At 67.4% G+C, this 13,648-nt stretch carries 10 protein-coding genes; 1 reads left to right on the plus strand and 9 read right to left on the minus strand.

Going from position 1 to position 13,648, the window contains the following annotated elements; genetic code table 11:
* Positions 1-31: 31 nt before the first annotated feature.
* From OHZ10_RS36625 to OHZ10_RS36650, 6 genes are all read right to left on the minus strand, one after another.
* Complete coding sequence (locus OHZ10_RS36625; RefSeq protein WP_059241035.1) at positions 32-1,306, minus strand: NupC/NupG family nucleoside CNT transporter; 1,275 nt, start codon at positions 1,304-1,306, stop codon at positions 32-34.
* Between the two features lie 255 nt (positions 1,307-1,561).
* Complete coding sequence (hydA, locus tag OHZ10_RS36630; protein ID WP_340626270.1) at positions 1,562-3,019, minus strand: dihydropyrimidinase; 1,458 nt, start codon at positions 3,017-3,019, stop codon at positions 1,562-1,564.
* 63 nt (positions 3,020-3,082) lie between these two features.
* Positions 3,083-4,591 (minus strand): NCS1 family nucleobase:cation symporter-1, encoded by a 1,509-nt coding sequence (locus OHZ10_RS36635; RefSeq protein WP_342706137.1) that lies wholly within the window; start codon positions 4,589-4,591, stop codon positions 3,083-3,085.
* Between the two features lie 102 nt (positions 4,592-4,693).
* The gene (preA, locus tag OHZ10_RS36640) at positions 4,694-6,007 is read right to left on the minus strand and encodes an NAD-dependent dihydropyrimidine dehydrogenase subunit PreA (RefSeq protein WP_256087590.1); all 1,314 of its coding nucleotides are present in this window, start codon (positions 6,005-6,007) and stop codon (positions 4,694-4,696) included.
* A gap of 55 nt (positions 6,008-6,062) precedes the next feature.
* Positions 6,063-7,400, minus strand: a complete 1,338-nt coding sequence (locus OHZ10_RS36645; RefSeq protein ID WP_342706138.1) for an NAD(P)-dependent oxidoreductase — start codon at positions 7,398-7,400, stop codon at positions 6,063-6,065.
* Positions 7,401-7,527: 127 nt separating this feature from the next.
* Entirely contained in the window at positions 7,528-8,808 is a 1,281-nt protein-coding gene (locus tag OHZ10_RS36650) for a Zn-dependent hydrolase (RefSeq protein WP_059241039.1), read from the minus strand.
* A 321-nt stretch (positions 8,809-9,129) separates the two neighbouring features.
* Here OHZ10_RS36650 and OHZ10_RS36655 point away from each other — a divergent pair, with 321 nt between their 5' ends.
* Positions 9,130-9,828: a TetR/AcrR family transcriptional regulator gene (locus OHZ10_RS36655; protein WP_342706139.1), complete on the plus strand. Its 699-nt coding sequence runs from the start codon at positions 9,130-9,132 to the stop codon at positions 9,826-9,828.
* Positions 9,829-9,909: 81 nt separating this feature from the next.
* On the opposite strand, the gene OHZ10_RS36660 is transcribed toward OHZ10_RS36655, so the two are convergent.
* Genes OHZ10_RS36660 through OHZ10_RS36670 form a run of 3 tightly spaced genes read right to left on the minus strand, consistent with a single transcriptional unit; the run spans position 9,910 to position 13,567 of the window.
* A complete protein-coding gene (locus tag OHZ10_RS36660) occupies positions 9,910-11,100 on the minus strand; it encodes an acetyl-CoA C-acyltransferase (protein WP_059241041.1) in 1,191 nt (396 codons plus the stop codon).
* 18 nt (positions 11,101-11,118) lie between these two features.
* Positions 11,119-11,886, minus strand: a complete 768-nt coding sequence (locus OHZ10_RS36665) for a 3-hydroxyacyl-CoA dehydrogenase (protein ID WP_059241042.1) — start codon at positions 11,884-11,886, stop codon at positions 11,119-11,121.
* A 13-nt stretch (positions 11,887-11,899) separates the two neighbouring features.
* The gene (locus OHZ10_RS36670; protein ID WP_174993623.1) at positions 11,900-13,567 is read right to left on the minus strand and encodes an acyl-CoA synthetase; all 1,668 of its coding nucleotides are present in this window, start codon (positions 13,565-13,567) and stop codon (positions 11,900-11,902) included.
* Between the last annotated feature and the right edge of the window lie 81 nt (positions 13,568-13,648).

The following is a 13,648-nucleotide window of genomic DNA, read 5'->3' on the forward strand; positions in this document are numbered from 1 at the left end:
CTCTTCGAACGGTCGGAGTCTACTGCACGGTTCAATGCAGCGAGAAGAACAGGCCGGCAATCGCCGCGCTCATCAGGTTCGACAGCGTTGCCGCCGTCAGCGCGCGCAAGCCGTGCCGTGCGACTTCCGAGCGGCGCTCGGGCGCGACCGCGCTGAAGCCGCCCGCGAGAATCGCGATCGACGAGAAGTTCGCGAAGCCGCACAGCGCGAACGACACGATCGCGAGCGTCTTCGGGTCGAGCACCTGCAAGCCGGCCGCCGCGACGTGCTCGCCGCCCTTCAGGTACGGCGACAAGTCGCCGTACGCAACGAATTCGTTGAAGATCAGTTTCTCGCCGATGAAGTTGCCGGCCAGCGTCGCATCGTGCCAAGGCACGCCGATGACCCACGCGAGCGGCGCGAACAGGTGGCCGATGAGGCCCACCAGCGTGACCTGCGGAAAGCCTGCGAACGCGGCCGCGCCGCCGACGATCAGGTTCATCAGCGCGATGAGTCCGACGAACGCGATCAGCATCGCGCCGACGTTGATCGCGATCCGCAGGCCGACCGACGCACCGGACGCCGCGGCCTCGATCACGTTGGCGGCCCGCTTGTCGTCGAAATCGAGACCGTCGACCACGATGCGGCTCGGTTCGACGGTCGGAAACAGCAGCTTGCCGAACAGCAGCCCGCCCGGCACTGCCATGAACGATGCGGCGAGCAGGTATTCCATCTTCACGCCGAGGCCGGCGTAGCCGACCAGCACCGAGCCGGCGACCGACGCCATGCCGCTCGCCATCACCGTGAAGATCTCGGCGCTCGTCATGTTCCGCACGAACGGCTTCACGAGCGCGGGCATCTCGCTTTGCCCGAGAAAGATCGTCGCAACGGCCGAACACGCTTCGATGCGGCTCACGCCGAGCACTTTCGCGAGCCCCGCGCCGAGGATCGCGACGATCCACTTCATCACGCCGATGTAGTACAGCACCGAGATCAGCGCGGTGACGAAGATGATCATCGGCAGCACGCGCAGGCCGAACACGAACCCGCCGTCGCCGAACAGCTGGAACATCCGGGCATCGACCAGCCCGCCGAACACGAACGCGATGCCGTGATTGCCCATGTCGAGCACGCGATTGACGCCGTTCGCGGCCCCCGCCAGCGCCGCGCGGCCCGACGGCACGAACAGCACCAGCGCGCCGATCGCGAACTGCGTGAGCAGCGCGGCGATCATGGTCCGGCCGCTTACCGCACGGCGATTGTTCGACAACAGATAGGCAACCAGCAACAGGAACAGCATACCGAGGAGACTGCGCAGAATATCCACCTTGTGCTCCTTTCTCACTATTTGAACTGTCCGGCGGGCGGCCCTGGCCCGCGGCCCCTGTGCGGGGTTGGTGGATGTTACTCGCTGGATATGCACGCCTGCAACGCCGACAAAAACGCTGTCGCCATTGCCGTCGATCGTTTCCTGTTTCGCATCCCGGTTATTTGATCAGTTATTCTATCTATTTTGCACAAAACGTATGCGGGGCGTGCCGTTCGCCGCCCGAACGGACACGCCCCGCATGACCCGCGCCGCTCAGCCGGCGCGTTCGACCGGATGCGGTTCGCGCAGCCGGTTCGCGATCCGCGCGGCCTCGTAGTAGCCGGCCGCAGGCGGGCGCTTCAGGTAGCGGCCCGCGCCGCGCACCGCGCGCAGCTCACCGTCGGCCCACGCGAGCGCGCCGCGCGTGAGCGTGTGCGTCGCGACGCCCTGCACCGTCATCCCCTCGAACACGTTGAAGTCGACCTGCTGGTGATGGGTCTTCACCGAGATCGTCTTCGTCGCGGCCGGATCCCACACGACGAGGTCGGCATCGGCGCCGACCTGCACGGCGCCCTTGCGCGGATACAGGTTGAAAATCTGCGCGGCGTTCGTCGACGTGATCCGCACGAACTCGTTCGGCGTGATGCGGCCGTGATTCACGCCGTGATGCCACAGCACCGACATGCGGTCCTCGACGCCGCCGCAGCCGTTCGGGATCTTCGTGAAATCGTCACGGCCCATCGCCTTCTGCGACGCGCAGAACACGCAGTGGTCGGTCGCCGTCGTATGCAGCTGCCCCGACTGCAGCCCGCGCCACAGCGCCTCGCGGTGCTCGGCCGAGCGAAACGGCGGGCTCATCACGTGCGCGGCCGCACGCGTCCAGTCCGGGTCGCGATAGACGGCCTCGTCGATCACGAGGTGGCCCGGCAGCACCTCGCCGAACACGCGCAGCCCTTCGCTGCGCGCGCGCGTGATCACGTCGACCGCATCCTTTGCCGACACGTGCACGATGTACACGGGCACGCCGAGCACCTGCGCGATGCGGATCGCGCGGTTCGCGGCCTCGCCCTCGACCTCCGGCGGCCGCGACAGCGGATGCGCCTCCGGCCCGGTCATCCCGCGCGCGAGCAGCGCCTTTTGCAACTGGAACACGAGCTCGCCGTTCTCCGCATGCACGGTCGGCAGCGCGCCGAGCTCGAGCGAACGCGTGAAGCTGTTCACGAGCACCTCGTCGTCGGCCATGATCGCGTTCTTGTACGCCATGAAGTGCTTGAAGCTCGACACGCCATGCTCGCGCACGAGCGTGCCCATGTCGCGGTGCACGCTCTCGTCCCACCACGTCACGGCCACGTGGAAGCCGTAATCGGAAGCCGCCTTCTCGGCCCAGCCGCGCCATTCGCGGAACGCGTCCATCAGCGGCTGCTTCGGGCTCGGGATCACGAAATCGATGATGCTCGTCGTGCCGCCCGCCAGCCCGGCGGCCGTGCCCGAGTAGAAATCGTCGCTTGCCCTCGTGCCCATGAACGGCAGTTCCATGTGCGTATGCGGATCGATGCCACCGGGCATCACGTACTGGTCGTGCGCGTCGACGACGGTTGCGCCGGCCGGCGCATCGATCGTCTCCGCAATCTGCAGGATCGTGCCGCCGTCCTCAGGGTCCGCACAGAGCACGTCCGCGCGATAGGAGCGGTCCGCATCGACCACCGTGCCGCCGCGAATCAGGATTGCCATTTCGTTGCCTCCTCGTTGACTGTCGGGTGCCGCATGCCGCGCTTGCATCGCATGCCGTGTGCGTCATGCGCTCGCGATCTGCGCGCGCTGTCCGGCGCGCCACTTCATCCAGGTGCCGTACACGCCGGACGCCAGCACGAGGCCGACGAACCACGCGTACGTATAAAGCGTGTTGAAGAACGCCGGCACGTTCGGGAACGACGCCGGGAATGCCGTGTGCAGGAAGCCGGGCAGGTTCGGCAGCACGCCGACCGCGAGCGCGGCCAGCGCGGCCGGGTTCCAGCCGTGCGCATAGCTGAAGCCGCCGCGCTCGTCGAACAGCGCGCGCGTGTCGAGCCGCGTGCCGCGAATCAGGAAGTAGTCGACCATCAGGATGCCCGCGACGGGCCCGAGCAGCGCCGAATAGCCGACGAGCCAGGTAAAGATATAGCCGTCCGTCGTCGCGAGGATCTTCCACGGCATCATCACGATCGCGATCGTCGCGGTAATCATCCCGCCGGTGCGGTACGAGACGGCCTTCGGCCACAGGCTCGAGAAATCGTAAGCAGGGCCCACGAGATTCGCGGCGAGGTTGCAGCACATCGTGTCGAGCGTGAGGATCACGAGCGCGATGCCCACGCCGATGCCCGTCATCCGGCTCGTCAGGTCGATCGGATCCCAGATCGCGTTGCCGTAGATCACGACGGTGGCCGACGTCACGACGACCGACACCACCGACAGCAGCGCCATCGGCAGCGGCAGCCCGATCGACTGCCCGATCATCTGGTCGCGCTGCGAATGCGCGAAGCGCGTGAAATCGGGGATGTTCAGCGCGAGCGTCGCCCAGAAGCCGACCATCGCGGTCAGGCCCGGCCAGAACGTCGCCCAGAACAGGCCGGCCTTCTTGCCGCCGGCCGCGAACTGCGACGGCGCCGACAGCATCGAGCCGAAGCCGCCCGCCTTCGACGTCGCCCACCAGACGAGCGCCACGCACATCACGACCTTGATCGGCGCGGACCAGCTTTCGAGCCAGCGGATCGAATCGGTGCCGTGCCAGATGAAGTAGATCTGCAGCGCCCAGAACACGAGGAAGCACGCGAGCTGCCCGACCGAGATGCCGACGAGCGGCAGCGCCGCGCCGTGCAACGCATTGCCGGTCAGGATGTTCAGCAGCGTGTAGATCGCGCTGCCGCCGAGCCAGGTCTGGATGCCGTACCAGCCGCATGCGACGATCGCCCGCAGCAGCGCCGGCAGCTTCGCGCCCTGCGTGCCGAACGACGCGCGCACGAGCACCGCGTACGGAATCCCGTGCTTCGCACCCGCATGGCCGATCAGCAGCATCGGCACGAGCACGATCAGGTTGCCGAGCAGCACCGTCGTCACCGCCTGCCACGGCGACATGCCCTCCTGAATCAACCCGGCCGCAAGCATGTACGACGCGATGTTCATCACCATCCCGACCCACAGCGCCGCGAAGTGATACCACTTCCACGTGCGCTGCGCCGGCGTCGTCGGCGCGAGGTCGTCGTTGTACAGGTTGCCGCCCGGCGCCGCGGCGCTGTCGGGATCGGCGGGATTCGCTGCGTGATTCATCGAACGCACTCCACGGAGAACGCCAGTGCCGGCATCATGCGATGCCGGCCCGGGTGGAACGAAAAGCGGCGGTGCGGGAAGTCCCGCGCCGCCGGACGCCGGTCAGGCAGCCTTCTTCGCGTGCTTCTCGGGCGCCGCCGCCGCACCTGCACTCGCATCCGCGCTCGCCGGATTGTTCGGATGCGTGGTCCAGTTCGCGTAGTCGCCCGTATCGACACGCTCCATCGTGATGCATTGCTCGACCGGACACACATGCATGCAAAGATTGCACCCGACGCACTCCGAATCGACCACTTCGAAGTGCCGCACGCCGTCCTTCGTCGCCGTGATGGCCTGGTGCGACGTATCTTCGCACGCGATATGGCACAGCCCGCACTGGATGCAGCGGTCCTGGTCGATGCGCGCCTTGATGTCGTACTTCAGGTTCAGGTATTTCCAGTCGGTCACGTTCGGCACCGCGCGGCCGCGGATGTCGTCGAGCGTCGCATAGCCTTTCTCGTCCATCCAGTTCGACAACCCGTCTGCGAGGTCCGACACGATCCGGAATCCGTAATGCATCGCCGCGGTGCACACCTGCACGCTGCCGGCACCGAGCACCATGAACTCCGCCGCGTCGCGCCATGACGAGATGCCCCCGATGCCCGAAATCGGCAGGTTCGGCGTTTCCGGGTCGCGTGCGATCTCGGCGACCATGTTCAGCGCGATCGGCTTGACCGCCGGGCCGCAATAGCCGCCGTGCGTGCCCTTGCCGTCGACGGTCGGCATCGGCGCCATGTGATCGAGATCGACCGCGACGATCGAGTTGATCGTGTTGATCAGCGACACGCCGTCCGCACCGCCCTTGTATGCGGCGCGCGACCCCATCCGGATATCGCTGATGTTCGGCGTGAGCTTCACGAGGCACGGCAGCTTCGTGCCTTCCTTCACCCAGCGCGTGACCATTTCGACATATTCGGGCACTTGCCCGACGGCCGCGCCCATCCCGCGCTCGCTCATGCCGTGCGGGCAGCCGAAGTTGAGTTCGACCGCATCGGCGCCGGTATCCTCGACAAGCGGCAGGATCCACTTCCAGTCGCGTTCGTTGCACGGCACCATCAGCGATACGATCAGCGCGCGGTCCGGCCAGTCGCGCTTCACCTGCGCGATCTCTCTCAGGTTCACGTCGAGCGGCCGGTCGGTGATCAGCTCGATGTTGTTCAGCCCCGCGATGCGCTGGCCGTTCCATTGCACGGCGCCGTAGCGCGAACTGACGTTGACGACGTGCGGATCGAGCCCGAGCGTCTTCCACACGACGCCGCCCCAGCCCGCCTCGAAGGCGCGGTTGACGTTGTAAGCCTTGTCGGTCGGCGGCGCGGACGCCAGCCAGAACGGATTCGGCGAAGTGATGCCTGCGATGGTGCAACGAAGGTCGGCCATGGTCGGCTCCGTGAGAATGGGGTCGTGTTCGATGTGCTTGCAGTGCGCCGCGCGTTCAGGCCGCCTTTGCGTCGCGCGCGGCGAGCGCCGCGTCGATCGACGCGGCCGCGCGCTTGCCGTCCTGCACGGCCTGCACCGTGAGGTCGATGCCGCCCGTCGCCGCACAGTCGCCGCCGGCCCATACGTCGTGCAGCGCCGTGCGCCCGTCGGCATCCACCGCGATGCGCGAACTGTCCGCCGTCAGCAACGCGGCGGCGACACCGTCCGGCACCAGCGTCTGGCCGATCGCCTTCAGCACCATGTCCGCATCGACGGTGAAGCGCTCGCCCGATGCGGCCTCGAATTCGACACCCGTCACCTGCCCGTTCGCGCCCGCCATGCGCACCGGCTTCGCGTGCGTGACGAGCGTGACGCCGCACTTCTGCGCGAACTCGCGCTCGGCCCACGTCGCGCTCATTGCCTCCACGCCGCGCCGGTACACCATCGTCACGCGCTCGGCGCCGAGCTTGCGGCTCTGCACGGACGCATCGATGGCCGTATTGCCGCCGCCGATCACGACCACGCGCCGCCCGACCGGCACTTTCTCCAGCGTGTCGGCCTGCCGCACCTGCTCGATGAAATCGACCGCATTCATCACGCCGCCCAGCTGCTCGCCATCGATCGCGAGCGCCCGCACGCCGCCGAGCCCCATTGCGAGGAATACCGCGTCGTGCTGCTCACGCAGCGCGTCGAGCGTCACGTCTCGCCCGAGCGCAACCCCGGTTTCCAGCGTGATGCCGCCGACCGACAGCAGCCACTCGACTTCGCGCTGTGCGAAATCGTCGACGGTCTTGTACGCGGCGATCCCGTATTCGTTGAGGCCACCGGCTTTCGGGCGCGCGTCGAACAGCGTGACGCGATGCCCGGCAAGCGCGAGCCGGTGCGCACACGCGAGTCCGGCCGGCCCGGCGCCGACCACCACGACATGACGGCCCGTATCGGGCGCGCGCCGGAACTGCACCGCACCGGTTTCCATCGCCCAGTCGGTCGCATGCCGCTGCAGCGCGCCGATCGCAACCGGCTGCGCATCCTGGTGGTTACGCACGCAGGCGCCTTCGCACAGGATCTCGGTCGGGCACACGCGCGCACACATCCCGCCGAGCGGATTCGCGGACAGGATGTCGGTCGCGGCGCCTTTCAGGTTGCCGTTGCCGATCTTGCGGATGAAGCTCGGGATGTCGATCTGCGTCGGGCACGCCTGCACGCATGGCGCGTCGTAGCAGTAGTGACAACGGCTCGCGGCGGCCGCCGCGGCAGTCGGATCGAGCAGCGGCGCGATATCGGCGAATTCGCACGAGAGTTGCGTGGACGACAGGCGATGCGCGGCGATATCGCCGGTTGGCTTGGTGGTCATACGCGTTCCTTCGACTGAGTGGAGACAAAGCCGTCCCCGCCGGCTGCAAACGCACAGTCGGGGCGGTCATGCTGAGGAATCCTGTGTTCAGGCGATACGCAGCCTCCCGGCTGCTATGACCGATCCATCATGAAGCCGGCTCGCATGCGCGCGACAGCATCGCGTGCAGCAGCACGTTCGCGCCGGCCTCGATCCATGCGGGCGTCGCGTCCTCGATCTCGTTGTGGCTGATGCCGTCGACACACGGCACGAACACCATCGACGTCGGCGCGACCTGCGCCAGATAACACGCATCGTGGCCCGCACCCGACACGATGTCGCGATGCGAATAGCCGAAGCGATCGGCCGCGCCGCGCACGGCTTCGACGCAGGCGGCATCGAACGCGACCGGCTTGTAGTAGAAAATCTGATCTAGTTCGGTCTCGAGCCCGATGTCGGCCGCAATGCGCGCGACGCCGTCGCGCAGCGCGGCGTCCATCTTCGCGAGCACGGCGTCGTCCGGATGACGGAAATCGACCGTGAAGAACACGCGCCCGGGAATCACGTTGCGCGAGTTCGGGTGAACCTGCATCATCCCGACCGTCGCACAGCCGAACGGCGCATGATCGAGGCCGATCCGGTTGACGAGATCGACCACACGCGACGCGCCGAGCAGCGCATCGCGGCGGCGCGGCATCGGCGTCGGCCCCGCGTGCGCTTCCTGGCCGGTGAACGTGATCTCGTACCAGCGCTGCCCCTGCGCGTCGGTCACGACGCCGATCGTCTTGCATTCCGCTTCGAGAATCGGCCCCTGCTCGATATGCAGTTCGAATGCCGCGTGCAGCTTGCGACCGCCGCACGGCACGTCGCCCGCGTAGCCGATGCGCGCCAGTTCCTCGCCGATCGTCTTGCCGTCCACATCCTTGCGCGACAGCCCGTATTCGAGCGGGAACACGCCCGCGAACACACCGGACGCGACCATCGCGGGCGCGAAGCGCGAACCTTCCTCGTTGGTCCAGATCACGACCTCGACCGGATGCTCGGTCTCGATCCCGTGATCGTTGAGACTGCGAATCACCTCGAGGCCGCCGAGCACGCCGTAGATGCCGTCGAAGCGGCCGCCGGTCGGCTGCGAATCCGCGTGCGAGCCCGTGACGACCGGCGCCGCGTCGGCCACGCGGCCCGCACGGCGCATGAATACGTTGCCCATCGTATCGACCGTCACGGTGCAGCCGGCGGCCTTCGCCCAGCCGACGATCAGGTCGCGGCCGGCCTTGTCGAGATCGGTCAGCGCGAGGCGGCACACGCCGCCCTTCGGCGTCGCGCCGATCTTCGCGACTTCCATCAGGCTGTCCCACAACCGCTTGCCGTCGACCTTGATCGACGTGTCGAAAGCTGCCCGCTTCACTGTTTCCGATACCGCGTTCATTCGTATCGCTCCTGTGGGGTCGGTAATGTTTTCAGCCCGGTCTGTGCCGGTGCGTGCGATGCCTGTTCCGGGGCATGTCCGCCCAAGTGCGGTGCATGTTCCCGTCGTTCGCGAAACGCATCAAATCCTGTCCGATTGGACAGGTTTTAGACGATCAAAATGACCAGCGCAACGTCTTTCTTGCATGACGCGACAGAGCGAGAAACGTGCCATCGCAATGCAGCATCGCCACGCACGCGCGGCATCCGCACGCGTGCGTTCGACGCGGATCAGCGGCTAGAATGAAGCCCAACGCGGCATGCCCGCCGCGCGAGGGTAACGATGAGACATGACGAGGCGGCAACCGAAGCCACCGACCGAGACGAAACGTCCGCGCCTTTGCGGCGACGCAAGGCGCACATCCGCGAGTCCAACGAAGCGCATCTGCTCGCCTGTGCGGAGGCCGTATTCGCGGAACGCGGGCTCAACGGCGCGAGCACCGCGATGATCGCGGAGCGTGCCGGTTTGCCGAAAGCCAACCTGCATTACTACTTCCCGACGAAGCTCGCGCTGTACCGTCGCGTGCTCGACGACTTGTTCGAGGACTGGCATCGCGCGGCCGGCTCGTTCGAGGCCGATGACGATCCGGTGGAGGCGATCGCCGGCTACGTGCGCGCAAAGATGGCGCTGTCGCAACGGCGACCGCTCGGCTCCAAGGTGTGGGCCAACGAGATCATCCACGGCGCGGAGCACATGCAGGACATCCTGTCGGAACGCGTGAGGCCGTGGTTCGACACGCGCGTGAGCGTGATCGACGGCTGGATCGCGCGCGGGCTGCTCGCGCCGATCGATGCGCATGCGCTGATGTACCTGATCTGGGCGACCACGCAGCACTACGCGGATTTCGATGCGCAGATCCGCGCGCTGAGCGGCAAGCGCACCTTCACGAAGAAGGCGTTCGACGAGAGGACCGAACAGGTCGTGCGGCTCGTGATCCGCGCATGCGGCGCGGTATCGCCGAAGGCAAGTTCTCCGGAATAAAAAACGGGCGACGGGTATCGCGCAAGTCCGCCCTGCGCGATACCCGTCGCCCGCGTTGCAGCGTGCGTATTCGGCGATACGTTACGCGATGCGCTCGATCGCGATGGCCGTCGCCTCACCGCCGCCGATGCACAGCGATGCGACGCCGCGCTTCAGGCCATACGTTTCGAGCGCGGCCAGCAGCGTCACCATCACGCGCGCACCCGATGCGCCGATCGGATGCCCGAGCGCGCACGCGCCGCCGTGTACGTTGACCTTCTCGTGCGGCAGGTCGAGGTCGCGCATCGCGGCCATCGGCACGACCGCGAACGCTTCGTTGATCTCGAACAGGTCGACGTCGCGCAGGTTCCAGCCGGTTTTCTCGGACAGCTTGCGCAGCGCGCCGATCGGCGCGGTCGCGAACAGGCCCGGCTTGTCCGCAAACGTCGAATGCCCGACGATCACGGCCTTCGGTGCGAGGCCGAGGCGCTCGGCTTCGGAGCGGCGCATCATCACGAGCGCAGCCGCGCCGTCCGAGATCGACGACGCGTTCGCGGCCGTCACCGTGCCGCCGTCGCGGAACGCCGGCTTCAGCGTCGGGATCTTGTCGAGCTTCGCATTGCCCGGTTGCTCGTCGATCGACACGACGCTTTCGGTCTTGCCGGCCTTCACGGTCACCGGCGCGATCTCCGACACGAAATGCCCTTCGGCGATCGCGCGCTGCGCGCGCGTGAGCGATGCGATCGCGAACGCATCCTGCGCCTCGCGTGTGAACTGGTACGCCTGCGCGCAATCCTCGGCGAAGGTGCCCATCAAACGGCCCTTTTCGTACGCATCTTCGAGCCCGTCGAGGAACATGTGGTCGAGCACCTGCCCGTGACCCATGCGCATCCCCGCGCGCGCCTTCGGCAGCAGATACGGCGCATTCGACATGCTCTCCATCCCGCCCGCGACGGCCACCGCCGCCGAACCGGCCAGCAGCAGGTCATGCGCGAACATCGCCGCCTTCATCCCCGAACCGCACATCTTGTTGACCGTGGTCGCACCCGCGCCGAGCGGCAGCCCGGCCTTCAGCGCGGCCTGCCGCGCCGGCGCCTGGCCCTGGCCGGCCGGCAGCACGCAGCCGAACACGATTTCGTCGATACGCTCGGCCGGCACGTTCGCGCGCTCCAGCGCCGCGCGAATGGCGACCGCGCCAAGGTCGCTCGCGCTGGCCGCCGCCAGGTCGCCCTGAAAACCACCCATCGGCGTACGCGCCGTGCCAACGATTACGATCGGATCCTGAGTCGTCATGATTCGCTTCCTCCAGTGTCAGCGCGGTGCCATGCGCAACGCGCCATCGAGACGGATGACTTCGCCGTTCAGCATCGTGTTTTCGGCGATGTGGCGCACCAGCGCCGCAAATTCTTCCGGGCGGCCGAGCCGCGGCGGGAACGGCACGCTCTTGCCGAGCGCGTCCTGCACGTCCTGCGGCATGCCGGCCATCATCGGCGTCGCGAAGATGCCCGGCGCGACCGTCACGACGCGAATGCCGAAGCGCGCGAGTTCGCGCGCGACCGGCAGCGTCATGCCCACCACGCCGCTCTTCGATGCAGCATACGCCGCCTGCCCGATCTGCCCGTCGAACGCGGCGACCGATGCGGTGTTGACGATCACGCCGCGCTCGCCTTCCGCGTCGGCGTCCTGCTTCGACATCGCTTCGGCGGCCAGCCGGATCATGTTGAACGTGCCGACCAGATTGATCGATACCGCACGTGCGAAACGCTCGAGCGAGTGCGGGCCGTCGCGGCCAACCACCTTCTCGCCCGGCGCGACGCCCGCGCAATTGACGAGCGCGTCGATACGGCCGAATGCATCGCGCGCGGCGGCGACGGCCGCCTGGCCATCGGCTTCGCTCGTCACGTCGGTCTTCACGAAACGCGCGGCCGCACCGAGTTCGTTCGCGAGGCTCGCGCCCGCATCGTCATTGACGTCCAGCAGCACGGACTTGCCGCCTTGCTCGACGACCATGCGCGCCACCGCGGCGCCAAGGCCCGAACCGGCGCCCGTAATCATAAAAACGCGATCCTTGATATTCATTCGCAGTCCATATTCAGGGTTGAGCGGCCTTCTCGGCTTCCATCTTGCGCAGCACGAAGCGCTGGATCTTGCCGCTCGGGGTTTTCGGCAGCGCGTCGACGAAGTCGATCGCGCGTGGATAGGCGTGAGCGGACAGCCGCCGCTTCACATGCAGGCTCAGTTCCTCGGCCAGTTCAGGCGTACCGTCGAAGCCTTTCGACAGTACGACGAACGCCTTCACGATTTCCGTGCGCTCCGGATCGGGCACGCCGATCACGGCCGCTTCGCTGACGGCCGGATGCTCGATCAGCGCGCTTTCCACGTCGAACGGGCCGATCCGGTAGCCGGACGACGTGATCACGTCGTCCGCGCGGCCGATGAAGCTCACGGTGCCGTCCGGCTCCAGTTCGACGTTGTCGCCCGTCCGGTAATAGCCACCCGCGATCGCCGGCGTGTCCTGCTGCCAGTAGCCGCGGAACCACAGCAGCGGCGAGCGCGCGATGTCGATCGCGAGGTTGCCGGGCTCGCCGGGGCCGAGCTCGCGGCCCGCTTCGTCGAGCACCGCGACCCGGTAGCCCGGCATCGCGAAGCCGGCGGAACCGACATGCACCACGTGTGCGAGACCGTGATGGTTGTTCACGACCATCCCGAGCTCGGTCTGGCCGTAGTGATCGTAAATCGGCGCACCGAGCGCCGCGTCGAACCAGCGCACGACCTCCGGATTCAGCGGTTCGCCCGCGCTGCTCACCACGCGCAGCTTGCCCTTCACGCGCGCCGCCGCTTCCGGTCCGGCGGCCATCAGCATCCGGTACGCGGTCGGCGAGCCGGCCAGGCTCGTGATGCCGAGCCGTTCGATCACGTCGTACGTGCTGTCGACCGTGAAGCTGCCTTCGTAGAGCGTCGTCGCATGGCCGAGCACCAGCGGGCCCGTGATCGCGTAGTAGAGGCCGTACGCCCAGCCCGGATCGGCGATGTTCCAGAACCGGTCGCCCGCGCGCAGGTCGACCGCGTCGCGCGTGTACGCACCGAACGCGAGCAGCGCGTACAGCGGCACCGGCACGCCCTTCGGCAAACCCGTCGTGCCCGACGTCGACATCATCATGAACAGGTCGGACCCCTTGCGCAGCACCGGTTCGAACGTGTCGGACTGCGCGTCGAGCGCCGCGCGGAAATCGATGTCGCGCTCCGGCAGCGTGTCGCCCGGTTCGCGCACCGTCGCGACCGGCGGGCAATCGGCGATCTCGTCGAGCTTCGCGCGATTCGCGACATTGGTCACGACGAGGCGCGCATCGCTCATGCGCAACCGGTGCTCGATCGCCTTCGGGCCGAACGCGGTGAACAGCGGCTGGTAGACGGCGCCCGCGCGCCACGTGCCGAGGATCGTCGCGACAAGCTCCGGCGTGCGCGGCAGCAGGCCGGCCACCACGTCGCCCGGCTTCACGCCCTGCGCGACGAGCAGGTTCGCCACGCGGGCCGACAACGCCTGCATCTGCGCGAACGTGAAGCGGTGGTGCTGCCCGCCGATATCGATCCAGTCCAGCGCGACCGCGCCCGCCGTCGCGTGCCGGTCGCAGCATTCGACGCACGCGTTCAGGCCGCGCTCCAGGTCGCCGTGCAGTTGCGCGGCGGCGGTCTCGATACTGAACCGGGCCACGGCGTCGGCGTAGGCCGGCACCGCCCGGGCGGTAGCTCCATCAGGCATGCGTGTCTCCTGTGCGTTATGACCGCCGGCGAGCCAGGGGCGCGACGGGGATACATCGATAGTAGACAGCCCGTACATTGC

It is taken from the genome of Burkholderia arboris (genome assembly GCF_038723655.1).
GTDB lineage: Bacteria > Pseudomonadota > Gammaproteobacteria > Burkholderiales > Burkholderiaceae > Burkholderia > Burkholderia arboris.